Origin of the sequence: Desulfopila aestuarii DSM 18488, from assembly GCF_900143695.1 — a bacterium.
Classification (GTDB): Bacteria; Desulfobacterota; Desulfobulbia; order Desulfobulbales; family Desulfocapsaceae; genus Desulfopila; species Desulfopila aestuarii.
Genome location: NZ_FRFE01000028.1, coordinates 37,373 through 62,297 on the forward strand (window position 1 = coordinate 37,373; position 24,925 = coordinate 62,297).

The following is a 24,925-nucleotide window of genomic DNA, read 5'->3' on the forward strand; positions in this document are numbered from 1 at the left end:
AGATTAATGCGATAGGTATTATAAAAAGATGCTTGGGTTTACAAGGCTTTTTATTGTTCAATCGCTTCAGGTCGTATTATTTCCTTCAGTTTTGCTGAAAGCCTGATGATGTTGAACGGTTTCTGCAAAAAGCCGGCGCAACCCCGGGCCATGATGCCTTGGGCCTTTTCGTTTAAGGCGTAACCGCTTGACAGCATCACCCGAACCTGGGGGTTGATCGCCTTTAGCTGTTCAAAGACCGCACCGCCATCCATGTCCGGCATGATCATGTCGAGAATGACCGCTCCGAACCGGTGTGGCTCATTTCGGTAGATCTCGCAGGCCTCTTTGCCGGATCCGGCCGTAACCACAGTGTAGCCGATGGCTTCCAGCATCTTTTCGCCAACTTGTCGAATCAGCTCTTCGTCATCTACCAGGAGTATGGTCTCGTCTCCCCGAAAGGGCTGAAGTAATTCCGGAACTATCCGGTCAACTTCAACGTCCTTTTCCGAAGCAGGCAGATAGATGGTAAAGGTGGTGCCTTCGCCCGGTTCACTGTAGACGTCGATATAGCCGTTGTGATTCTTGACGATGCCATAGGCGGATGCGAGTCCAAGCCCTGTACCCCTGCCAATTTCTTTGGTGGTGAAAAAGGGATCGAAGATGCGGGCCATAGTCTCTTTATCCATGCCATGGCCGGAGTCGGTCACCAGGGTTTGCACGTACCGGCCCGGTGGTATCTCGTAGATGCCGCAGGATATGCCGTCGAGGTGGACATTTTGCGTGACCAGCCTGATGGAGCCTCCTTCAGGCATCGCCTGGCCTGCATTGACGTAGAGATTGAGCAGTACCTGTCTCAGTTGGCCCCGATCTACCTCCACCGGCCATAACATTTCCTGATACTCCTCGGTGAAGGAGATGTCTTTTCGCGTCCTGGCAAAAAGCTGTGTTTCTTCATAAAACAACCGGTTCAGGTCGGTCGGTTTGATCTCGTATTTGCCGCCGCGGGCAAAACCAAGCAGGCGGGCGGTCAATTCCTGGCCGTTCTGAACGTAGGTTTCGATGGCTTCAATTTTTTCCCGCACGGGGTTTTCTGGTGAAATTTCCAGGAGCGCCAGCGAGGTATTGCCCTGGATACCCATCAGCAGGTTGTTGAAGTCGTGGGCGATGCCGCCGGCGAGCGTTCCCACCGCTTCCATTCGTTCTGCTCGCTGCAGCTGCTTCTCCATTTTTTTGTGATAGGAGATGTCGCGGATCACGAAGAGCATACCAATCGGGTGCCCCTGATGATTGTTAAAGCGCGAGCCGGAGAGGCTGATATCGATCAGTTGCTCTTTCTTGGTGAGTACCTGGAGTTCATAGGCCTGGTAGGATGCGCCATTTTCCCGGATATCGTCAAATATCCTGTTGGCAGCGTCCTGTTCCTCCGGAGTGAAAAAATCAATTGTGTTGCCCTGCAGTTCATCAAGCGTCCAGCCCAAAAGTGTGGTGAAGGCGGAACTGAGGTCTTTCACCCGGGCATCGAGATCGCAGATGAGAATTGCATCGGCCGAGGAGTTGATCAGAGAGCGGTACACCTCTTCGGCACTCTTTGCTTCCTGGTAGAGTTGCCGGTATTCCTCCTCGCTTTTCCTGAGGATTGCCGAGGTCTTCTTTTTCTGGTGTACCTCTCTCAGCAGAACACGGTTGGATTGGGCCAATTCCTTGGTTCGGGAGCTGATCCGTTTTTCGAGTACCGTTTTGTCAAGCAGGCTGCGCAGGTACATATGGAGCATGGCGGTCAACATCATCAGCAGGACCATCACGTAAAAGTCGATGTAGAGAGTCGGCGGGTGATAGATGGCCTCGATAGCACCGATTTCCATGCCCTGGTTCAGTATCGGGCTTCGGAGGTGTATTTCCGGAGTCAGACGGAGGCGCTGGAAAAACTGTTGGAGACGGGATTCCGGACCAGTGTCAAAGGTCTGAAAAATTTCACCGTTTTTTTCGTATACTGTGAGATTGCTGTATCGGCTTGCAGCGGTGGCAAGGCGCAGGTATTCCGCTGTGGCTTCAGTATTGACGTTCCAGACGGCGTCGGTGACGATAAGTGCATGTTGCCGTATAAGGGATTCCGCCTTGTTGCGGGTCTGAATCTCGTTGGCAAAGACGAAGACGGTGAACAGCATGCAGACACCGATGGTGATAGCGTTCTTTTTTGCGGTGTAATGTCTCATTGGTCCGGGAGGACTCTCCCCTTCGCGTTGTTTTCTGCGGTGATTGCTGCATTGAGCTGCCCTATTTCCTCAGGTGTAACCTGTTTGCTGCACATGAAGTAGCGGTGGTTGCCCAGTGGCATATCACGGGGCAGGATAAGGTGAAAATGGTTTGGGTTGCGGCTGGCAGTAATGGCTTCGTTTGCTTCTTCGGTGGCGGCAAAAAAATAGTCGGCCTTGCCAGAGTCGATCATTTCCAGCATCTCGGTTGCATTTCCGGTGGTTGTTACGCTGGCCGGATTGTGCTGTCGTAATGCTTCATCAACGTATGGACCATAGGAGTAGCCGCTTTGGACCAAAAGAGTGAGATCGGTCCGTTTGAACAGTTCGGCAAGGGTTAGGGCGGGCGGAGAAAAGGTGATGTCGGCACGGGTAACAACCACCGTTGGCAGATCCTGATACAGGGGAAGGGAAAATGAGGCAAACTCTTCGCGTTCAGGAGTTTTGAACCAGCCCAGTGCGCAGAGCCGTTCATGGTTGTTCTCCACATTGTTCATCTGGCGTTTGGGCGGCATTTTCTGCAAGGTATACGGGAGTCCGGAACGACGAAAGGCTGAGAGAGCAATCTCACCGATCAGGCCGGAGAGAACATGGTCGTTGCTGGTGATATAATAGGGAGGCCGTTCATTGTAGGCCAGAATAATGGGCGCACTTCCTGCCTGTTGCTCTTTCCCTACCTGGGTTCCAGAAACTCTGGAATGACCGATGTATACGATATTTCGCAGAAACAGGCTGCCGATGGCGATCAGGAGGCAGATTATGATGATGGTACGTGACGGGAATCTTCCTAACATTTCGTTCCGATTCGGCAATTGAATGAATCAGTGTTTTATGAGCGGCTTTACTCCTGCCTTTGGCGTGAGAACTGCCAGTTCTTAATACACATCGTGGTGGGCCTGTTCTTTTACCCATGGGTGAGACACTGCCTGGCAACGGCTGTCTCTGTGAAATGAACGAATACACTGAAAGTACGGCGTTAATTTACCATTCCCACAATACAACGGAACGGGTTGAAAGACCAGTGCCATTTTTTTTGCTTACAGGCAGCAAGCTGTGCAGAATGGTTATTGGAGAAATGTCGGTGGGATACGCTTTCCGGGAAAGCGTATCCCGGAAAGCGTAAATGAGGCTGTGCTATGGTAGTGGAAGTTCAACCAAGCTGGGCAAGGGCTTTGTCGTAATCAGGCTCCTGCGCGATTTCAGGAACCTGCTCGGTATATTTAACATTGCCGTCGGGGCCGATGATGACGATTGCCCGGGAAAGCAGGCCGGCAATCGGGCCGGAGGTGATGGTCACCCCGTAATCATTACCGAAGTCGGCGCTTCTGAAAACCGAGCAGGAGACAACATTTTTTAAACCATCTGTTTCGCAGAAACGGGTGTGAGCAAAAGGCAGGTCAGCGGAAATGCAGAGGACAACCGTGTCTTTTTTGCTGCCGGCGACTTCGTTGAATTTTCGGACCGAGGTCGCACAGACCGGGGTGTCGATGCTCGGGAAAATGTTGAGTACCACGTTCTTTCCGGCAAAATCGGCGAGAGTGCAGGTCGACAGATCGGTTTTGATCAGTGAGAAATCGGGAGCTTTCGTTCCGGTGGCCGGAAGATCGCCGACGGTGGTTATGCTGTTGCCTTTGAGGGTGATTGATGCCATATCATTTCTCCTTTTATGTGAATTGGGGCCGGCCTGATGCCGAATAACTGTTTGCTCGACCGAAACCGGATAGCGGCGCACTATGATGTTGCCGTAGTTTCAGCCTGCTGTCATTGAAAGGGTGCTGCATTTTTTATCGGTGAAAGCTTTTTTGAGCGTCCACAGTATCTTGTCTAAGATCGACTGTTGAGAATAGTTGTTATCAAGAAATAACCTGTCAACCATCTGCTGTAAAAAAGTCGGCAGATGATAAAGGGCGTAAATCTGTTGTGCGGTAGTCTATTCTGTCAGTTCTGCCACAATCTTCATCTCGATGGATATGCCATCAAACACAGTGTGCATGCCCAGGTGCTGGTAGTAGCTGCTTGAACCGTAGGTAATGCCCCAGAGTGTTCTATCCAGATCGAAGTGGGCCGTAAGATGCAGGCGGCCATCCAGCCATTTGACGAGGGTTGCCTTGAAGCTGAGATCATTCTGGATGCCACGTAAATCGAGAGTTCCTGAGAGCTCACAGTTGGGCCTGGTGGGCTCGGCCTCTCGTGCGAATCTGCCACCCCGGATATTGAAGCGAGCGGCTGGAAAGCCATCGGTGAGAAAGAAATCTTCCGACTTCAGGTGGGAGATCAGCACCTTTTGCAGGTCGCTGCCGGCGAGATTGATGTTTTCGATGGATTCCATATCCACGGTGAAACTACCTTGGATGGTGCCATCCTCAACATGCAGATGGCCGTTGGCCAGGCCGACCGTTCCGTAATGGCTGGTGTTGGAATTGCGGCCTGTCCAGCCGATAATGCTTTCATCGGTGATAACAGTATATTCTCCATCTGCCAATAGGCGGTCAGTCTCTTCAAGGGTATTTGGCGCGGTGCCATGCAGCGGCAATCCCGACTGTTTCCATCGTTCCAGTCCGCCCTCGAGGAGCGTCACATTGGAGTAACCGGCCATGGAGAGCTTCTCAGCGGCGGTGCGGGAGTCGAGCGAGTTATTGCCAATTCCGTAAACCACGATGGGGCAACTGCTGTCGCTGCAGAGTGCATGTACCTGATCGATAAAGGTCATCTCAAAAACGCAGGCATTGCGGGCGCCGGGAAGGTGCACTTTGTAGAAGTGATCGGCAGGCAGGGTATCAATGAGAAAAAGGTTTTCAGCGGCATCGAGTCTGGCCCGCAATTCCTCAGGGGTAATTGTATGTAAAGAATGGGCATGTTTCATAAAGGATTCCCCGCTTTTTGGGTGAGTGATGGGAGAGAATACTGTTCTGATGAAATAATAGTAGTTCCTGCTGCGGGAAAAAGACAGGGTAAGGGGGTGGATTGTTGTATTTTCCTCACCGGGGTTTATGGAGCCACCAAACGGTGTATGTGGTGTTTTTATGCTAACTTGTTGACATTTCGTGGTGATAAAAGATGTTTACTGCTTGCACTTCGGTGGTCAGGGGTGTAAACAACATGCTGATTCTATTAGTGAAGCAGCAGCGGGCGCATGTGATATCTGTATTATTCAACGGGTTGGGCCTTGAGGGCATATCGAAAGATTTCCCGATATGTATCGCGGCGACCCGTCATCTGAAAGAGAGAGAGCATGGGATTTGTACCTGTTATCGGTAAGTCGATCAAAAAGCAGCTCGAGGATCGTGAAGAGGCCTATCTTTCGCCCTATGCCGCCCTCAGCAAAAACTCTCAGGGGCGCATGCATGAAGAGGAGGAGGATATCCAGGATATCCGGCTGACCTTTCAAAAAGATCGTGACCGCATTACCCATTCAAAGACCTTTCGTCGTCTCAAGCACAAGACCCAGGTTTTTCTTGCCCCCACCGGTGACCATTATCGAACGCGACTCACCCATGTTCTGGAAGTGTCCCAAATTGCCAGGACTATAGCTGCAGGGTTGTGTTTGAACGAGCCACTCACCGAGGCTATTGCCCTCGGCCATGATCTTGGTCATACACCTTTTGGCCATGCCGGCGAGGCGACCTTGAATGAGCTTCATCCAGGTGGGTTTCGCCATTATGTCCACAGTCTTAGAGTTGTGGACCGTTTGGAAAACGACGGCCGAGGCCTGAATCTCACCTTCGAAGTGCGAAACGGAATTATCCGCCATTCGAAAGGAAATTCTGAGATACTTCCCGACACAAAAGGCGAACTGGCGGTGACCCTTGAAGGCCAGGTGGTTCGGTTGGCGGATATCATTGCCTATGTCAATCATGACCTCGACGATGCTCTACGGGCTGGAATCTTAAAAGATGGTGATTTACCTGATAATATAAAGAACGTGGTTGGCAGTCGCCATTCCCAGCGTATCGGCAAAATGGTACGCGATCTTATCGTCGAGACTCTTCAGGCAGATGACGGCTGTCTGCACATAAGTGACGGTATGCTTGAGGCCATCGGCAATCTGCGTCATTTTCTCTATAAAAACGTCTATCGCTATTACCGGGTACACAATGAATTTGAGAAGGCCCAGCGCATTATCCGCGATCTGTACGGATATTTTCTGGAGAATGGGCTGGTACGCCGGCGTGGCCGGGAACTGGTAGAGGAATCCAGGCCTGAATCATGGAAGGATGAGAAGGTTGCTCACCGGCAAGTTTGTGATTTTATAGCGGGAATGACTGATCGCTATGCCATGGGACTCTATGAACATTTATTTCTGCCAAAACCGTGGAGCGTGCGCTGAGCTGGAGTCAGGAAAGCCCCTTCGTTTTCGCCTGATGAAATACAAAACTTTTCTGCGGCTGGTTTCCATAAACTGGAGCCAGCCGCTTTTCATGAAACTCCGGTGAAAAACAGTTGAAGTTAACGGGTTTCATAGTTAGTTTCTGGATGGTTCGGCCCCCTGTATCACTAAAGGGTTCACGCATTTGTCAGGTGTTTATCGCCGGTCACAAGCCTTCAACATAGAGCCGACAAAAGCAGCAAACGAGAAATAACCAACCAATCCTTGCGGACCATGAGAAATAATCGGATTGTCACACTTTCCGTTTTTTCGGTTCTTTCGGGTTATACATAATCAACCACCATCAATTATTACCAGCACCTATTATGGCACAGAACGAAGAGAAGCTGTTGAGCAAGGGATATGAGTTTTCCGAGGTCGAGGAAAAATGGCTGCGGAAATGGGAGGAGGAGAAATGTTTCTCGGCGAAGATGGAAGAGGGGAAACCCTCTTTTTCTGTTGTCATACCTCCGCCCAACGTGACTGGCGTTCTCCATGTCGGTCATGCCCTGAACAACACCCTTCAGGATATTATGGTGCGGTACCACCGCATGTGCGGTGACAACACCCTCTGGGTTCCCGGCACCGATCACGCCGGAATTGCTACCCAGAACGTCGTCGAGCGGCAGCTGGCCCTCGAAGGCAAAGGCCGTCATGACCTGGGTCGTGATGCCTTTATCGAAAAGGTCTGGGAGTGGCGTCAGGAGAAGGGCGGTACCATCATCAACCAGCTGCGCAAGCTTGGTGCCTCCTGCGACTGGGAACGCGAACGGTTCACCATGGATGAGGGGCTTTCTTCTGCGGTGCGCGAAGTTTTTGTCCGACTTTATAAAGAAGGGTTGATCTATAAAGGCGACTATATCGTCAACTGGTGTCCGCGTTGTCATACGGCGCTTGCCGATGACGAGGTTGAGCATGAGGATACCAAGGGTAAACTCTATCATATCCGTTACCCCTATGCCGACGGTTCGGGTTCTGTCGTTGTTGCCACGACCAGGCCGGAGACCATGCTGGGTGATACCGCGGTGGCCGTGCATCCAGATGACGAACGGTATGCCCACTTAGGTGATATCGGTATCCGGTTGCCTCTCACCGATAGGGTAATCCCTGTGGTGTTTGACCATCATGTCCAGAAAGATTTCGGTACCGGTGCCCTGAAGGTGACCCCGTCCCACGATCGGGATGACTACGAAATCGGCATCCGTCACAGCCTGCCGTTGTTGAAGGTTATGGACGATAAAGGCGTCATGAACGAGGCGGCCGGAAAATATGCCGGTCTCGACCGCTTCGCCGCCCGCAGAAAAGTCGTCGAAGACCTGAAAGAGCAGGGCTATCTGGTGGAGATTGAAGATTACGACCATGCCCTTGGTCTCTGCTATCGCTGCAAGACCGTCATTGAACCGACCACCTCACTGCAATGGTTTGTGTCAGTGCGTCCGCTGGCTGACAAGGCGGTGGCGGCCGTGAAAGAGGGGCGTATTAACCTCTACCCGAAGACCTGGTATAACACCTTCTACAGTTGGATGGATAATATTCGCGACTGGTGTATTTCCCGTCAGATCTGGTGGGGGCACCGCATTCCTGCCTGGACATGTGAAGAGTGTGGGGCCTTGATTGTCGAATCCACTGACCCGACCAGCTGCCCGAAATGTTCTTCGGCTAAACTGGTGCAGGAAAACGACGTGCTTGACACCTGGTTCTCCTCGGCGCTCTGGCCCTTTTCCACAATGGGCTGGCCTGAGAACACCAAGGAACTTGCGACCTTTTATCCGACTTCGGTACTGGTCACGAGTTTTGATATTCTCTTTTTCTGGGTTGCCCGCATGATGATGATGGGTATCCACTTCATGGACGAGGTGCCGTTCAAAGACGTTTATCTGCATGCCCTGGTGCGCGATAAGCACGGCAAAAAGATGTCCAAGTCCACCGGCAATGTTATCGATCCGTTGGAGGTTATGGCGCAATACGGAACCGATGCCATGCGGTTCACCCTTACCGCTTTTGCCGCGCAGGGCCGCGAGATCAAGCTCGACGAAGACCGGATCGAGGGCTATCGCCACTTCATCAACAAGATCTGGAACGCCGCCCGTTTCGCCCTGATGCATGTCAGTGACGGTGATGAATCGGTCAAGGATGTTGTAAACGATCCAAAATCGCTACCGCTGGTGCACCAGTGGATTTTAAGCCGGACGGCAACGACCATTGACGCTGTACGCAACGGGCTTGACGAGTACCATTTCAATGATGTCGCTTCCTCTAACTATCAGTTTATCTGGGGCGAATTCTGTGACTGGTATGTGGAATGGATTAAAGCGGATCTGTTCAGCGACGATGCAACCGCCAAAAATCAGGCGCGCGGAGTACTGTTGACCGTGCTCGAAACCGTTCTCAAACTGATTCACCCTATCACCCCGTTTGTGACCGAAGAGATTTGGAGTGCCTTACCCGGAGAGCGTTCGCCACTGATGACCACAGAATTTCCCGAGCGTCAGGAAGGTTGGAAGAATCCAGAGGTTGAGGCGCAGATGGACCTACTGATGGGGGTTATTACCGGCATTAGAAATATCAGAAGCGAAGCCGAAGTGCATCCTTCCAATAAAATCGACGCCTTTATCAACTGTCCGGATGCAGGGCAACGCGAGTTGCTCGGTAGCTTCACCAGGGCGATCTCCGATATGACGAGATTGAAGTCGTTTACCGTGCAGGAAAAAGGTGAAAAACCGGACGACGCCGCCACCTATATTTTTAAGGATCTTGAAATATTTGTGCCGCTCATGGGGCTTATCGATGTGGCCGCAGAGTTGGAAAAGCTTGGCAGGGAACGAAAAAAAGTGGAGGGCAAGCTGAAGCAGATCAACGGTAAGCTGGGCAACGACAAGTTTCTGGCGAACGCTCCTGAAGCAGTTGTGGCCAAGGTGCGTGAGGAGAAAGACGAGCTTGATGCCAAGTTGGCGACCATTGCCGAAGCAGAACAGCGGCTGAAGAGTATCGGCTGAGAGGTAATAGAATGGACCGAAATCTGTTGCGTCGTCAGCTGAAAGCTTTTCTGGCCGAGGATATCGGACGCGGCGACCTGACCAGCGAGTCAATTTTTGTGGTTGGTGAAATAGGGCGTGCCCGCCTGGTTGCCCGTGAGCCTTTTGTGGCGGCTGGTGTGGGTAATATTGCCGCTGAGGTCTTCTGGGTGCAGAACAAGGCAATAGAGGTGATCGACCCGGTGGCCGAAGGAAGTTTACTTCAGCCCGGTGACACCCTTATGACAGTGAGCGGGCCGGTTGTCGATCTGTTGAAAGCCGAACGGGTGGCTTTGAATCTGGTGCAGCGACTCTCCGGTATCGCCACCATAACTTCGCGCTTTGTCGAGGCGGTTGCCGGTACCAGGGTACGCATTACCGATACCCGTAAAACCACGCCTGGACTCCGGATGATGGAAAAATACGCCGTCCAGGTCGGCGGGGGCTCAAACCATCGTTTCAACCTTACCGATGGCGTTCTTATTAAAGATAACCATATTGCGGCCTGCGGCTCGATTACCGAGGCGGTTCGGCGCGTTCGTCACAAGGCTCCGCACACCATCAGGATTGAGGTCGAAACAGACACGCTCGAACAGGTGGATGAGTGCCTTGCCTGCGGAGTGGATATCATCATGCTCGATAATATGTCCTGTGAAACCATGACAAAAGCGGTTCAGAAAATCAATGGACGCGCCTTGGTTGAGGCATCCGGCGGGGTTAATCTTTCAACGGTTGCGGCAATTGCAGCGACCGGTGTTGACATCATTTCAGTCGGTGCTTTGACCCATTCTGCTCCCTCCTGCGATATCGGGATGGACTGGTCCCAATGACATGTTTTGGGCGATGAAAGGTGATCTTGTTTATCTGACTGATAATATTGCTTGATTATTGCCGTGGAAGTATGCGATAGTGGAGGAAATTCTATTGTCAGGTACTTTTTTCCGGCGGAGCCGATAATCTCAGGAACCGAGAACAGAAAAGGGAAGATCTCATGCGTTGTCCAAAATGTGGATTTATTTCGTTCGACTATCTTGAAACCTGTCTGAAGTGTAAGAAAGACATCCAGAGCACTTCGGAAAACCTGCACGGCTCCGTGTTCAATGTGGCGGCCCCAACGTTTCTGAAATTTAATACAGAACCTGAGGCCGAAGAGTTTGAGCTGGACGAGGCCTTCGTCGACGATGGTGACGTTTTCGACGATGAGGAAATCCGTGATCCGGATCTGGATATACTCATTGAAGATGAAGCAGAAACCAATGAGAGCCAGATAGAGGACGAGGACGAAGACGTTGCGATCAGTATGGCTGGTGAGGGCGATGATGATGGGGAAATCGCTTTTCAACTTGGCGATTTTGATGAGGATGCCGACCTGGCCGATTTTGACGATGTGGATGAGACTGCACCTGCCAAAGCGATGAATATCGAGCTGCCGGACGAACTGAACGACATGTCGGACCTCGAACCTCCCCCGGTTCTGAAAGCAGTGGAGGAAGATGCATTTACTGGAAGCGACGATGATCTCGACCTGGACCTTGACCTCGATCTGAACCTCGGCGATGAGGAACTGGGAGCGATTGCGGAAGAGGCCAAGAGCGTCGATCTTGCCGATCTGTCTCTGAAAGATCTCGACTTCGATATTGAAGAGGAAGTTCCGGCTACTCAGGAGAAAGTAGCCAAAAGAAAGATCAATCTTGACGAGGACCTGGACTTCGAGCTTGATCTGGGCGACCTGAAACTCGACGATGACGATAAATTCTGAGGTGACCAGAAAAAGAGGGGAAAAACCTGTTGACACCCTCCAAAATTCTGTGTAAATAAGCCTCTCCAAAACGCGCTAAACGCGGTGCCGGGATAGCTCAGTCGGTAGAGCAACGGACTGAAAATCCGTGTGTCCCTGGTTCGATTCCTGGTCCCGGCACCATTCGATTCAACAAAACCCGTTACAGAAATTCTGTAACGGGTTTTGTGCTTTCGGAGGTACTCCAGAGACTATCTTTGCACCCCACTGGTGGCTTTTTGAATCTCTCACCAGGGCCACACGGATTTCCAGTCCTTATGCTCTTGTACCTTCCTTTGTACCCCTACCGCATTTTCTCTCACCCCCACGGGAGGACTAGAAGATGCGAGTACCGTCATACTGCTTTAAGAGCAATGGCAAGCAGCCGGTTTATTATTTCCGCATGAAGGTCCCAAAAGACCTCCAGCCGATCCTTCGCCGCACCGAACTCAAGAAATCTCTCAAGACCGAGGACAGGAAGGCCGCATTCCGCCTCTGCCGACAGTACGTTACCACCGCCGAGCGACACTTTGCAGAGTTACGACTTAGATTATTCCAGGCAGCCTTGGACAGTAATACTACGTCCGGCAACCTTGATCAGCTCCAGCTGCCACAGACGATCGCAGGACCGACCACTAGCGCACTCATTCATCCACCCCCACGGGTGGAACCAGAACAGATCACGATGAGCCGGTTGATCGAGCTGTACGTCAAGGAAGAGACGAGCAAGCGAGGTCACGATATTGCGTCTGGTCTGGAGAAGAATCTCCTGCGATTCATGGAGATCGTTGGCGATAAGCCAATCAGCCATTACACCGTCGAGGATCGCCAGAAGTACCGCGACGTGCTCATGAGGATACCTAAGCGAATCAATGGGGCCAGATATAAGGATCAATTAATAACGGCCATCCTGAAGCGAGAATACCCACCTGAGCAACGCTTGAGCATCACCAGTGTCAACCACCGATTGAATGATACCGCTACCTTCTTAAACTGGTGCGTAAAGAGTGGATTGATAGCAAGCCATCCTTTCAGTAATGCGGTCATAAAAAAGAAAACGCCTACAGACAAGGAACGGTTGGCATTGTCTGATGCTGAGATTAAAAAGATTCTTGAAAATCTCCCTGAGGACCAGAGGTCTCTTTCTATGTGCATATTTCTGAGCAGCTTTAGTGGATTACGTCAATCTGAGGTTGCCTCCCTCGATGCGGCCGACATCATTAACCGTGATGGCATCTGGTGTATCGATGTCAATAACCGTGGTGACAAGCGACTGAAAAGTAAGAACGCCAGACGATTAATACCTGTGCATCCGGTGTTGTTGAAATCTGGATTAGTCGAGTATGCAAGGTCACAAACGGGCGTCAAACTTTTTCCGGACATCAAACCGTACCGTGGAAAGTATGGTCACCAGGTCAGCAAGGATTTTGCAAAATTTCGCCGTTCGCTTGGTATCAGTGGGAGCGGTCAGACTTTCCACGGCATTCGCCACTCCGTAATTTCGAAGCTTTGGTCTGCCGGAATCCCTGAAGCACATGTCGCCGCCGTGGTTGGCCATCAGCGTGGAGAGCGTGAGTCATATATCCGGTATGCCAAGAAAAATGACCTGAGACCGCTTGTAGCTGCTGTAGAGGCCATCGATTATGGAACTATTAAACTACCATCATGGATGACCAAGAAATAGCACATGCATGGTAGGTTTCTTCAAATATATTCTGAGAAGTATTTGATTAATAACTGTTGGACAAGAAAAGCCACTACACGGGAGTGGCTTTTCTGAACGGAAAATACCGATCACATGCTGGGCATGATGAGCTCTCTCATATGTTTCAATAGGTGCGGGCAAACCGCGTCTTGTCGAATGTGACCCCATACGAATCCGTACGGTGTTTCAAAAATGATTTCCTCAGCATCTTTTTGAAGTACGTCAGCTAACTCCGCAGAAACAGTGTACCAGTTAGATACTGATTTCCAAGCCTCGACGTCGTTTAATGAGTATTCACAGGCTCTGGCTATTTGCGAGGCGATTTCGCTTGCATGATTGAATTCAGATTCGATGTGTTGTTTATTTATTTCATGATGAACATGCTGATTCAAAAACACCCTCATTTCGGCAATTATACTTTCTAGCATATCTGTCTCCCTTGTCTAAATTCATCTTGTTGAGACCTGGCACGGATTACAAATGTGTAAGCTTGTATTGTAAGAAAGCCTTTTTTTGTTTTATCTTCAGTAAGGAAAAGATTGAACATCGCAGGATTAAAGTGTACCGATAGGCACTCCACTATGCAGAGTAAACAGCAGGAAAATGGTCATGACACAGGCTTACTCTGTTGCTGATGAAATGTACTCCAACTACATGTGGCGTGGTGTTTCTTTATGAAAATGATGAAAAGTGCGAAAAGTGTGCTTTATCATCAAGACTTAAAGGTCTATTAAAAATGTGAAAAGGGTGAAATGTATAATAAATATAATATATTAAATTTATTATACATTTCACCCTTTTTACACATTTCAAAGCTAGATACAGTAAAGCACCTTTCAACAACAACACCCACATGTAGAGCTGTGTGTGTCATCGATGTAAAATATTAAAGCACTTTTCATCAAAGATATAGGCCGCGTGTTATGCTTTTCCGGCTCTACAAAGCCGGGAAAGAAGAGATCCTTTTGGAATGGACCAGTACCGTTTGCCGTCGACCTGCTTTTTGACAATACATAGTTGTTTCGAGGCTCTTGATATAGTGGACTCCGTGAAGTCATGGTCGGCAAATGCGGCCCTTACGTCATCGGCCAGTCGTTCTCTGCCATCAATCAATTGTTCCAGCAAAATGTCCCGGCACCGATCAACTTGGGTCATGGATGCTTTATCTGTTTCATAACCTCCTTCAGACCTAAAGAGAACAGGTGCGGAGCCAGGGTACTGGCCAACGATAATTTCGTCACCAACTTGCATGGCACGCAGGTTGCTCTTGGATACTACAAGCTTTCTTGCAAAATAGCAGTCATCCATCTCTTTAATCTCCCATGTCATTACCGCTGCACCAGGGATCAGGGCAGACCCAAAGATCCGCGCTTGCCCCTTGCCTTCACCCTTGTTGTTGTGATGAAGCAGTAAAACAGTACAACCAAGCGTGGCGGTGACCGTGTTAAAAAACATTGCTGCACCGCCAACTGCACCCTGATTGAGATCCCCAGCGGTTGCAGCAAGCAACGAATCAATAATGACCATTGCAGCGGGCTTGCCGATTGCATTGATGTTGTTAAGGAAAACCAAAAGCTCATGCAGGTGTTTCTCGTTATATAGAGAAAACTGTGTGGCAGGACGTACAACCCGAAACAGTTCTGGCTGTATTGTCATCAATTGCCTTTTCTCGTTGATGTCACCGGCTTTACCTTCTAAATTTAGATAGATAACGGGTAATCCAGTTTCAGTAATTACCCGGTCGGCGATCAACACGGAAGCAGTTGTTTTGCCATTGCCGGCAGGTCCATGCATCAAAATAAATTTGCAAGCTGGAACTACATTAGGAATCAACCATTCTTCTCGTTCCACGATTTGCATATCGTCTTCGAATAAAAACATTGACGAAGGAGAGGTTGAGGTTGAGTTTGAGTGATCCGGTTTTTCCTGCTCGGAAGTGACATCTTCAAGATTGACACGTTGGGGCGTGATTTCTGCTCGCACACCACAGAGTGTTTCAATCCTTTCTAAAGATTGTAAAAGAAGTTTTTGAGATTCGGTTTCAAGTTTTTCGACCACCGACCCCATCCCTATCATTTCGGACCCTTCTTCCAACCTTTGAATGGTTCGTTCAAGCAGATAAGCCGTTCTGTCATGTCCATAGTTACCGCCAAAAGCCATCTCAAAGGCGAGGTGCCACAAAGATTCATCTTGTAAGTTCAGGACACCGATAACGTAATGGGCCAAAGCGTAATCGATTAATTCTCCGTCGATATCCTTATCCCTGTAAGATTTGTACAAAATTGAAGATATTGTGCCCAAGGCTAAAAGAATCTTGACCATTTTACTGTCAATGAACTTCAATAGCTCAGATTTCTGGACCTTGCGGATGTGATCTCCTAAATTTTCCAAATCGATATTATCTACAAATCTATAAAGATCCAGTACAAACGAAGGTGGGGCTACGGCGTTATAGCCTCCGTGGCCACCCTGACATAGGATTTCAATGCCATAATGTCCTTTACTGTCCAGATGGTGCAGGTCGATTCCTACCTGCACTTTCTGGGTTATCGGTTCATCAAGAAACACCCAAATGTGACGGCCACGATGATTGCCGCCAGTATCAACCATTAATGAAGGACCAAACTCTACCTCAAATGTGCTGATAATTGCTCTTCGTAAGGCTGAACTGACTGGATCATTCCCAGCAAGGTCCAAATCAATAACACAAAAATGCCCTATCGGGGTTGGTATACCTGTGAGCAAACCACAATTATTGTTCTCATGGAACTGGTATGGGCCATGGTCAAGATGCTGCCAAGCTGTCACTGCCGGTCGTTTTTCACCTGCAAGCAAGGGGATTGGGTGTAAGCCAATCTTTCTGTACGCCCTAACATGTAGAAATGTTGAGTTATTGTCATTGTTTTTTTTGGATTCAATTTTTGAGCGTAGCAATAGAGTCATAAGAGAATCTCCTTATGTAACAGACGCCCCAGGACGGCTAAAGCCGTCCTGGGAGTATTAGATGTAGGTGCTAGCGATTAAGATGCTCTTGGACTTCCGGTAAATCGAGAAACCTCTTCAGCTCCTTAAGTTCTTCCGGAACGAAGATATTTACGACCTCGAACTCAACGACAGGATATTTACTGCCGTGGTCAAGAGTGAGGTTGGTCGCAAATTTATATACAGCAACACTCTGTTCCTCAAATTGAGAGACATAACGCTGGAGATTAGTGATAGATTTGCCGCTGATCCGTAAGGTAACCAGATCCGGTTCTTCTTCGTCTTTCAGCAGAAGAAGGATAAGGTTTTTGCTTGCTCGACAAGCCGTACCGACGCTGTTGGCGCCACTACCCCATTGAGAGTTGGGACAAGAGCGGCATGAAGCTGATACAGGGTTTGAACTGGCAGCAGTTATACCGTCGGGACTAAAACAGTCAGGTCGCGTCTGCCCTCCTGAATACCCATTTGCAAAAAACGCCCTTGACAGCCCTATAGCAGGAATACCCGCAAAAATTGAGACCATAATCTCATCGCCAAGCTCTACTAGCGGAGACGTAGAGTTTTTTTTCAGGTAGAATTTTCCATCCTGAATAAGTAGTGATGCCGGGCTGCTGTAGCCCCTTAAAGAACCATTTAAAGCGTCTAAGTCCTTGTATTTTTCGTGATTTTCTACAGTGGCAAGAAGGGCTTGTAGTTGTGTCTTTTCCATAGAATATCTCCTGGAGAATTTTTTTTACTCCAGAAGGATAATGATGTACTTATAGCCTTGTTGTGTAGTATATAAGAACCAGTATCCTTCTGGAATGGATTCATTAATGGGCTGAGTAAAGTGATTGGCGTCGCTACTCAGCCCACCTGCTTTCTAGATAATGCTGTTCGATCAGCTCAAAGTCGTCCCAGTGGGCATCGGCAAGATAGCTTTGTGCGATGCTATATCCCATCTCATAGAGACGGCCCTCCGGGTTTTTGATCAGAGCCATTATGGTTTTCGTTTTCATAAGCTCCCTTATGGTTGATTTTTTTATATTACGACTTCATAGATTAACCATTTCGAATCACCTCCTTTGAATTCGTTGTTTTCATTTTCTCTTAGACCGAATTATTTATTCGTCTATTTGAATGTCGCGAGCACAGCCAAAATTATTAAGTTGCATCTGTATTCTTCTTTCCTTCCTCTGATTGAACGTATTCCGCTCAGTTTTCTCATATTGCTCATGTCCACAAACCCATCAAGCTCAAAGGTGATGACAGGGTATGTGCCATTTATGGAGAATGAAAGTTTCGTAAAGACTTTCCATAAGGCCACATTGTTTGTTGTAAACAAGCTCAAGTAAGCCTGAAACTGCTGCAGTATCTTACAACTGATTCGAAGCCTAGCGACCACATCCCCTTTCTCGTAAGAAGACAAATAATAGATAACGTTTTTTGACTCACGCCAGGCTTTTCCGGTGCCGCAACCCCCCCCCACTTGCTGAGGGACAGTCTTGACGCAAGGTCGCCTTTGGGTTGGAGGAACTCGGCATTACCCCCATCTATGCTCTTGCATCCTAGAGTAGTATGGCTGCCTTCCGAAAATGCGCCTGTATCCAACGCACATGATGTTCCGACGGCTGGAATGCCAGTAAGGACAACACTGGGTCCTTCTTTTCCAAATTCGACAGACTCTAAAACGGATCTCATATAGATTCCTTCCGTGGATTAGATGAGAGTGTAAAATGGCATTAAGCTATGATCGACATGCAGCGGTCGATTTCGCCTCAGATTGTCGGCCAGCCTATCTTTGTCGATGCCTATATCTTCGGTTTTTTGTTGTAAACCCATATGTACGCTCCTTGGTGAGGTTGAAAGGCAAAAGCCAATCTTTCGCCTTCCTCTCTTGCTGTCGAGAAGCTTTTCTGATCTCTGCGCAAATCGCACAAAACGGCGTCTAATATGTGTTAGGAATTGTTTAAGTGCATGAAATATTTTGGAAAAATATTTTTTCGGAAGAGTGCTGCGGGTAGATCTTTTCTAAACAGAAGGAGGCAGGAGCCAGAAGGCAGGTGGTAGAGTGTTGCAGATCTGAGATGGTGCAGGGCTCGCGTCAAAGAGCCGAAAACCTATTGTGTAATGCAAAATAATGTGCAGAAAAATTGCAAGTCAGATTTAGACTTATAAAAGATAATGTAAAGATAGTCATGGAGGAGTAAAAATTACAATGGCTGGCGATATCAGCTAGTGTGATCGCCATTTTTGCGATTGTTGCAACACTATCGATGCATGAGGGTAGATTGTGTTTATGCATCTGCTTTTTCAACTAGGAAGATTGCTTTTAATAACTGGTAACAAGCAGCTTTTCTAGTGAGTTTCTCATCTGCCGAAATGCTCGGATCGCGGTCGATGGCCCGGTTTGCAATTGCTAAAAGTTCTTGCAGCCAATAATCTGGTCGGGACAATGCCCAGGATACGATGTCGCTCACCTCGCATGTGCCCTGCTGGTATCGTTCCAGCATGTCCAGAGAGAATTTCGTTGGTACAATATCATTGAAATAGAACTTATATAAGACATCCACAAGCGGAGCCTCAAGATTGTGAAGGACGGAAAAAATATCACGTACGGTCTCGGTGAATAATTGGTTCAGGTAAGGTTGCAGATCCTCCTGCACCAGTCGATATGTTGGTGCGATAGTGAATGGGATCGGATGTCTTGCTATTTTCTCCGGCGTTAGGACATCGGCAACAAGTTCCATCAGCCGTGTACGGGATTCGCGGCCTTCCTCAAAGGGCACTTCATGAATGTGTTGTTCATGGGTGTAAGTGATCGCCTGGTCAATAATGTCATCATGGATGGCAGCAATCAGTTTCGGTTTTAGGTGTTGTGACCACACTCTATCACTGGCCTCTTGTATGATCTGGTGACTTCGATGTTCAGCACCAAAACGGGAAAGTGACCCAAGGAAATCGTGATCCAGGTACTGTGTAAGTCCTTCCGCTGGCAGCCGGGAGACATTGAGAAAGTCGGCAAGTAGCTGGGCGTTGTTCTCAATAAACTGGATTAGCTTTTTCTGGTTGGCAACAAATGTCAATGACGGTACTCGTTGTCGTGGACCTATGATTGCTGGTATGTCAAGATTATGCCTCATGGTAATTCCTCCTGATTATCGTATTTGCCTCCGTGGTGCTATTCTGGTTAGTGACCTATATAGATCATCAAATGGAGACCCAGCAGACGTGTGAGGTCTATTAGGGACCCTGGGAGTCTGTTTCAGGCATTGCGCTTTATGAATTTCCTTGATGAGCCAGGCGACGGAGGACTCGGCGGCTCTGAGATATACAGCATTGGTGTCTGAAACCTCCTCTGCATACACCCGCCTGCACTTCTCCACTTCAGCTTTTAGTTGCGGTAATACTACCCTGGTCAAATAGGTCGGGTTTCTCATCCTTTCGCGGCCATGTTTTTTAAGTAGCACTCGCATGAGCGGCTGGGGTTTGTGTTTCACTTGGAGCGACTCCATGTTCTTTACGATCTTGAACCCGTATTTTCGGTATTGTCTCTCCAGCAACGCCTTCAGGTTCTTTTCAAAGCCTTGCTGTAGTTCTCTGTCCACCGGTCCATAACCGAACCTACGGTATGAGTAGGCCACATGTAGATGCTTATTGGGAAGCCCGCTGGTGCCAAGATCGTGTGCAACGATGGTAACAGGGTGTTTCTGCCCAAACATTCTCAGGATTTGTTTTGCAAGGCTGTGCCGCTCGCTCGCGGTGATGTCGTTCGGCATGGTGATCAAAGATTGCATGTAGGTCACTCGGCTGTGCGCCGCCACAGTGCCACCGCTGGCTTTCTCCCGCCGCCATTGTCGATCAATCGCTGCCCACACTGACGGCAAACCATCGGCAGTTGCCTTCGCCTTTGGTATACCCTTGGTCCAGAATAGGGCCTCCGGTTTATCTGTTCCGTGGCCGTCAAGTAAGTATTTGATATGACGTGAAGAAGATGTCTTTTGACTCTGAATTCTGGCGTATATGCAGGCTGTCCTGGTCATCGGCCGGTGCCTCCTGTTTTGACACTTGTGTCAAAACGCAAATCTACATCCGCAACGTATGTAGGGTTTGCGCTTTTCCTCAGGCGGAAAAGGTTGGGCGTTTTGCTCGTAACGGCAAAACACCCCTGGGGGATTGCTTTCGATCTAAAAAACTACCTGGCAATACAAAAGAGATAGATGTATGATGTTCCGGAATGATAAATAATTCTAGGAGCGTGAGATGACAGAGAAAAATTTAGAAGAAGTATTGTATTTACTGCAGCTTCACTACGAGGCGTATGCTAACGTCAAAGCTTTTGCTGATAAATTCAAGCATCCTCACCCTACAGACACAAGGGGGTGGTCTCAGATCATTGTCAGTGCTTTGACAGGAATAGGAGGTTACGAACGTAAAAAAGGACCCGATCTAGAAGACGGCTCAGATGTAAAAGCGGCTAACTGTTGGGATGCTATCGATACACCACGTTTTAATGGATGTATTAAAGCAGGAACACAAGCAGATGTTGCTAATTCTTTAGCTTCATTGGATAAAATGCCATATCTCTTTTTTGTTATGTGGGATGTGACCGAAAAAACAAAAAAAGAGAGATGTAGGATATGGGTTGTTCGAACACAATATGATCAGAGGTTTAGGGATATGGCTGATTTGTGGTATCGGCAACGAGCTGCAGGTACTATTAGGAGCGACAATTTTCAGTTACATCCTCCTCGTAATTTGGACCACAATGTTTTTAGAAACAATTGCGGGGTGCTGGAGTATCCATTGCTATTCGAAGCCCATGCATCAAATGGAAAGTATAGCGTTAAATTGGCAGATCCAACGATGCTGACTAGAGGCTGTTGTAAAGTAATTGCCAATTAACCTCTTGTCCATTTGACGAATTTAATACTACGGCATCCTACATGATAGGATGCCGTGGAAATCAAAACTTTAAAATAGGTGTATCCTGATCAGTAACACCTATGGTTTTCGTATTATTTAGACTGAAATAGCCTGTTAATGTCTTCCCAATTTTCGAAAAGTTTTAAATTCGCATAATTTAAATTTTTATGAGCTTCGGTAAATCTTTCAACGGATCTTTCATATTCTTTCCTCGCCTGAGTACCAATTTTTGGGATTGCGAATTTGATTGCAAGGAGTTCCTTGGTTTTTATCCTATTATGAGATGATGATGTTCCGGAGGTCAAAGACTGGATTTGTTTTTGAGCATTTTCAGAAAGCAATAATAACATTATCTCATGCGAGCTGAACCCGGCTTTCGGTTGTAAAACCTCAAATTCGGTTGAGCAGGTAAGGTTATGAGGTAGGTCTGGAACCACTATGCAACGTGGAATCCTTGGATTTATTTTTGAGAATAAAATATCTCCAGTGGTACAGAATCTTCCGCTAGTTTTAGGTTTATATTCTAAGAACTCCCGGACATTCAGTGAACCAAAATCCCCCACATGTAGAACACTTATACACTTGCTGTTCTCTGTTTTGGGAATTCCTCTTCTCGTTTTGGTTACAACGCTTGATATTTCATCCAGTGTCATGAGTGTAAACTCTTGACTTTCAGACAAATTTCTTATTTCTTCTATTGTGCTTAATCTGTCAGCTGAATAGTGCGATGGGGTCCAACCTTCATTTATTAATGTGGTATAGGGTATGGCTACGACAGATGGGTCAGAGGCCAGTATGTTAAAAGTCTTTTTGAATTTATTTTCATCGCTTATAAGGAATGCATCTTCGATTCGAACTAAATCGTTGTTGCCCTCCAACTTCTTATAGGGTACACCCTTTTTAGAAGATACCTCGAAGCCTAAAGACTTTGCATATCCCATATACACAAAATTGGTCAAAGACGGTTCAGCTTTTCTTATCTCTAGGATGCAGGTTTTAGTGCGTGTGCCAGCTTGAGCAAAAGTTACAGCAGGTAATTCTGTGATTGAGCGAACTTGCCAATTCCTGTGAATATTTTCTCTTAAAATATTTGGTAGTCCCAAAGAGGAGATTACAGAGTCAGGCAACACAGCGAGAACAGTCCCTCCTGGTTTTAGTAGGCTTAGGTATCGATCAAGAAACAACATCTCTGAGTCAACAAAATCCCCTTTTTGAGTTATGTATTTATTAAGAAATGGAAAGAACGTGGAGCTATGACCAGAAAGAGAGAAGCAATCAAATCTGGCGCCAAAAGGTGGATTGGTGAGTATTAGATCACACCCCTCATTGTAGTCATCAAGGGGGGATTGAGGGATTAGTGAGTTTCCTCTAAATATTTTGGAGTCGTTGATGCCGAACAGCGCAAGGTTTAAAATGCTAAGCCTTGCCATTCTGTCAACTTTGTCTTGACCTATAAGTAATGGAGGAGTTCGTTTATTATCGATAGCCCATTTTCTGTAAAATTGAGCCAAGAAGGATCCAACTCCACATGATGGGTCACAGATCACGGGTTGGTAATCTCTGCTGAAATTTCTTTCTAGAACACGTTGATAACCAATATTAACCATGAAGCAAACTGCTTCATGCGGGGTCATGTATTGAGCGTCTTCGATATTTTGTCTGAAATTTTCTCTGATAAAATGTCCAAAGGCTTCGTTTAAAAAATCAAAAGTAGCCTTGTCTCTATTTTTTCTCAAATATCCATTGAAGGAATCGATAACAATCTTTACAAGTCCTTGAGCAAGTGCACCCTCGCTTGTTGATAAATTGAATTTAGGATTTTGTCCTAGTAAAGAATCGCCATCGTAATTGGTTAGGAGCTTGCTATTTGCCGCGACAAGTAAAGCATTGTTTAATGATTCAACCAATGAGTCTTTCGTGTTTTGATTCAAGATTTCTGATAAGCTTGGCACCTTTGTATTGTCATCCTGGGCTGATACTATTTCTAAACACAAAAGTTTTGTTATTTCATCCAGCTTTGAATTTGAATCTTCTAGCCTGCCTGTGCCATGGAATAATTCTCTCATTTCATGGAGGCCTTCATTGAACTTTTCTAATAAAAGCATAAAATCATTTTTCCTGTAAGTGGTTTGTTAGGATCCGCAGTGACAAGCGCTAAAGTATAATACAGATGTCGTGGTTGAGATCAAATGGTAAATCTAAGGCTAATCAATAGCCAAGCTGAATCGACCGATTTAGCATCTACCGATCAACCGCGTCAAGATGAATATCTAAAATAAGATTACAATCGTGTCAACATTTGGTTGTTGAGTCGTTTCAAAAAAAGACCGAAAGGGCTTGAAGTTCTAGGATTGTCGAGGGTGGCGTAACTTGAAGAAAATGTTCAAAGTATAGACACTCATTAGGATGGCAAAACGTGGTGAATGATTTCGGTTAGTACATTGGATGTTAGTTGGTTGGAGCATTTGCCGAGTTTTTTAATGTGATATGGTGAGCAAAAACAAATACATAACATTGGGCGGCTATGAAAGATTTAACTTGCTGCCACCACCACTTTATTTAATAAGGAATTTGACTGTACATACTGGCTGCATAGACTACAATTGGTGCATAACGTTGTACACTTATTAAGAAAATGCGGCCATATGGTATAGGGAATTGAAGACCGATACAAAGGTATACGAATTCTGGAAATTAATGAAGGCAAACATCGAACCCCACTGCCCCCACGGAACAGAAGAAAATCCGTGTGTCCCTGGTTCGATTCCTGGTCCCGGCACCATTTAGATACAAGCACTTACAGCTACTTTGCTGTAAGTGCTTTTTTTTGCTCAGGTTGTCCTTCCTCTTGTCCTTTTGAAGAAATCTATTGATGGTATTAATTTCCATGTAATATCAGGATGATATTGGCAGGCCTGTGCTTGAATCCAGGTGTTGTGGTTACGTCTTGTCAGGAAATATACGTAATCAAATCATAATATCAGTCTTTCAATCCTGAATACCCTTTGTGGTGTTTGCCGGGATTGTGATCACCTGAAAAGTTATCGTTCATTTCTTTTACATGCTGGCCGAAGTCACGGCCCGAATTGATGCTGTCATGGTGTCCTGACTCATGCGAGCTGCTGTCCTTTATTTGGGTTCGGTTATTGGTACTGTGCTTTTCGGAACCCTTTGCTAAACCAGCATTTACCCCAGCAAGCATTAGAGCCAAGCCGGCGATTACTGTAAGAACGATTTTTTTTCTCATGGCATTTCTCCCTCAGTCATTTATGAGAATATACGATGTCTCTATTTTGCAGCCTTGAATGACCACCTCACAAAGTACTTCTGTAATAACAGAAATCTCTTTATGACGTAGCATGAGACATGCCATTTCCATTGTGACTCTTGTGCTGAATGAATAGATGCATGTTAATATTGGTGAAATATGTGAATAAGCAATCTCCGGGCGACTTTCTTTTAGAATGGGTGCCCAGGAAATAGGCATTATCTGAAGTCCTTCAAGCAAGCTATCGTCTAAAATCTGTACAAGGGACGCTTGCTCACAATCAACCACAATTGTACAGAGTTTTATCCATTCACTCTTCTGTAATGTCTTCTGTCACTGCTGTCTCACAGTTAATTCCATAATAAAAGCTGTGGAGATTTAATTGGTTGCGAATTGTCAGGGGGCTTAAACAAATCGGTCATTGAGCGACGGTCGAACAGATTTAGTTGTAATAGTCGTAAAATACCTGAAAGCGATAAGCCCAGCTTGGCTACGAACTTCAAATAAGCCAGCAGAAGGTAAAGACACAAGGCAATCCAAAGCTGCGTCAACACGGCATTTTCTGAAGTACCGAGGAAAGTTTTCACCTTGAGATTTTGTTTGATCCATTTGAAGAACAGTTCGATTTTCCATCGTTCTTTGTAAATGGCCGCCACTTCAGAAGCTTTGAGCTT

20 protein-coding genes and 1 tRNA gene are annotated in these 24,925 nt (G+C 47.3%); 7 read left to right on the top strand and 14 right to left on the bottom strand.

What is annotated here, in order from left to right; translation table 11 throughout:
• Nucleotides 1–50 precede the first annotated feature (50 nt).
• The 4 genes from BUF15_RS20660 to BUF15_RS20675 form a co-directional block, all read right to left on the bottom strand.
• On the bottom strand, nucleotides 51–2,195 hold the full coding sequence (locus BUF15_RS20660; protein WP_073615619.1) for a hybrid sensor histidine kinase/response regulator: 2,145 nt from the start codon (nucleotides 2,193–2,195) through the stop codon (nucleotides 51–53).
• Nucleotides 2,192–3,028 (bottom strand): substrate-binding periplasmic protein, encoded by an 837-nt coding sequence (locus BUF15_RS20665; RefSeq protein ID WP_143170807.1) that lies wholly within the window; start codon nucleotides 3,026–3,028, stop codon nucleotides 2,192–2,194. The genes BUF15_RS20660 and BUF15_RS20665 overlap by 4 nt, the downstream gene beginning before the upstream one ends.
• A 356-nt stretch (nucleotides 3,029–3,384) precedes the next feature.
• Nucleotides 3,385–3,885 (bottom strand): thiol peroxidase, encoded by a 501-nt coding sequence (tpx, locus tag BUF15_RS20670; protein WP_073615621.1) that lies wholly within the window; start codon nucleotides 3,883–3,885, stop codon nucleotides 3,385–3,387.
• Between the two features lie 279 nt (nucleotides 3,886–4,164).
• A complete protein-coding gene (locus BUF15_RS20675; protein WP_073615622.1) occupies nucleotides 4,165–5,097 on the bottom strand; it encodes a YceI family protein in 933 nt (310 codons plus the stop codon).
• A 369-nt stretch (nucleotides 5,098–5,466) separates the two neighbouring features.
• On the opposite strand from BUF15_RS20675, the gene BUF15_RS20680 reads away from it, so the two are divergent.
• The 6 genes from BUF15_RS20680 to BUF15_RS20705 all read left to right on the top strand — a co-directional run bounded on the left by BUF15_RS20680 (nucleotide 5,467) and on the right by BUF15_RS20705 (nucleotide 13,075).
• Nucleotides 5,467–6,561: a deoxyguanosinetriphosphate triphosphohydrolase gene (locus tag BUF15_RS20680; protein ID WP_073615623.1), complete on the top strand. Its 1,095-nt coding sequence runs from the start codon at nucleotides 5,467–5,469 to the stop codon at nucleotides 6,559–6,561.
• A gap of 365 nt (nucleotides 6,562–6,926) precedes the next feature.
• Nucleotides 6,927–9,596, top strand: a complete 2,670-nt coding sequence (locus BUF15_RS20685; RefSeq protein ID WP_073615624.1) for a valine--tRNA ligase — start codon at nucleotides 6,927–6,929, stop codon at nucleotides 9,594–9,596.
• An 11-nt stretch (nucleotides 9,597–9,607) separates the two neighbouring features.
• Complete coding sequence (gene nadC / locus BUF15_RS20690; RefSeq protein WP_073615625.1) at nucleotides 9,608–10,444, top strand: carboxylating nicotinate-nucleotide diphosphorylase; 837 nt, start codon at nucleotides 9,608–9,610, stop codon at nucleotides 10,442–10,444.
• A gap of 161 nt (nucleotides 10,445–10,605) precedes the next feature.
• The gene (locus BUF15_RS20695; RefSeq protein ID WP_073615626.1) at nucleotides 10,606–11,373 is read left to right on the top strand and encodes a hypothetical protein; all 768 of its coding nucleotides are present in this window, start codon (nucleotides 10,606–10,608) and stop codon (nucleotides 11,371–11,373) included.
• A gap of 86 nt (nucleotides 11,374–11,459) precedes the next feature.
• Nucleotides 11,460–11,535: transfer RNA gene (locus tag BUF15_RS20700), tRNA-Phe, on the top strand.
• A 199-nt stretch (nucleotides 11,536–11,734) separates the two neighbouring features.
• Nucleotides 11,735–13,075 (top strand): DUF6538 domain-containing protein, encoded by a 1,341-nt coding sequence (locus BUF15_RS20705; RefSeq protein ID WP_073615627.1) that lies wholly within the window; start codon nucleotides 11,735–11,737, stop codon nucleotides 13,073–13,075.
• A gap of 110 nt (nucleotides 13,076–13,185) precedes the next feature.
• Here BUF15_RS20705 and BUF15_RS20710 read toward each other — a convergent pair whose 3' ends face one another.
• From BUF15_RS20710 to BUF15_RS20735, 7 genes are all read right to left on the bottom strand, one after another.
• Nucleotides 13,186–13,524, bottom strand: a complete 339-nt coding sequence (locus BUF15_RS20710) for a hypothetical protein (RefSeq protein WP_073615628.1) — start codon at nucleotides 13,522–13,524, stop codon at nucleotides 13,186–13,188.
• A gap of 493 nt (nucleotides 13,525–14,017) precedes the next feature.
• The gene (locus tag BUF15_RS20715; protein ID WP_073615629.1) at nucleotides 14,018–16,039 is read right to left on the bottom strand and encodes an AAA family ATPase; all 2,022 of its coding nucleotides are present in this window, start codon (nucleotides 16,037–16,039) and stop codon (nucleotides 14,018–14,020) included.
• A gap of 70 nt (nucleotides 16,040–16,109) precedes the next feature.
• Nucleotides 16,110–16,787 carry a hypothetical protein gene (locus BUF15_RS20720; RefSeq protein ID WP_073615630.1) on the bottom strand — a complete coding sequence of 226 codons (678 nt, stop codon included), beginning with the start codon at nucleotides 16,785–16,787 and terminating at the stop codon, nucleotides 16,110–16,112.
• A 133-nt stretch (nucleotides 16,788–16,920) separates the two neighbouring features.
• On the bottom strand, nucleotides 16,921–17,076 hold the full coding sequence (locus BUF15_RS27185; protein WP_159441342.1) for a hypothetical protein: 156 nt from the start codon (nucleotides 17,074–17,076) through the stop codon (nucleotides 16,921–16,923).
• A gap of 700 nt (nucleotides 17,077–17,776) precedes the next feature.
• Nucleotides 17,777–17,899: a hypothetical protein gene (locus tag BUF15_RS28130; protein WP_268753212.1), complete on the bottom strand. Its 123-nt coding sequence runs from the start codon at nucleotides 17,897–17,899 to the stop codon at nucleotides 17,777–17,779.
• Between the two features lie 455 nt (nucleotides 17,900–18,354).
• Nucleotides 18,355–19,143, bottom strand: coding sequence for a hypothetical protein (locus BUF15_RS20730; protein ID WP_143170808.1), 789 nt, complete (start codon nucleotides 19,141–19,143; stop codon nucleotides 18,355–18,357).
• Between the two features lie 72 nt (nucleotides 19,144–19,215).
• Entirely contained in the window at nucleotides 19,216–20,100 is an 885-nt protein-coding gene (locus tag BUF15_RS20735) for a hypothetical protein (protein ID WP_073615633.1), read from the bottom strand.
• A gap of 220 nt (nucleotides 20,101–20,320) precedes the next feature.
• On the opposite strand from BUF15_RS20735, the gene BUF15_RS20740 reads away from it, so the two are divergent.
• Nucleotides 20,321–20,962 (top strand): MamI family restriction endonuclease, encoded by a 642-nt coding sequence (locus BUF15_RS20740; RefSeq protein WP_073615634.1) that lies wholly within the window; start codon nucleotides 20,321–20,323, stop codon nucleotides 20,960–20,962.
• A gap of 113 nt (nucleotides 20,963–21,075) precedes the next feature.
• Here the strand turns inward: BUF15_RS20740 and BUF15_RS20745 are convergent, their stop codons facing one another.
• The 3 genes from BUF15_RS20745 to BUF15_RS20755 all read right to left on the bottom strand — a co-directional run.
• Nucleotides 21,076–23,088: an N-6 DNA methylase gene (locus BUF15_RS20745; RefSeq protein WP_073615635.1), complete on the bottom strand. Its 2,013-nt coding sequence runs from the start codon at nucleotides 23,086–23,088 to the stop codon at nucleotides 21,076–21,078.
• Between the two features lie 875 nt (nucleotides 23,089–23,963).
• Nucleotides 23,964–24,230, bottom strand: a complete 267-nt coding sequence (locus BUF15_RS20750; protein ID WP_073615636.1) for a hypothetical protein — start codon at nucleotides 24,228–24,230, stop codon at nucleotides 23,964–23,966.
• Nucleotides 24,231–24,601: 371 nt separating this feature from the next.
• A partial coding sequence (locus BUF15_RS20755) for a transposase (protein WP_143170809.1) occupies nucleotides 24,602–24,925 on the bottom strand: 324 nt, incomplete at its 5' end.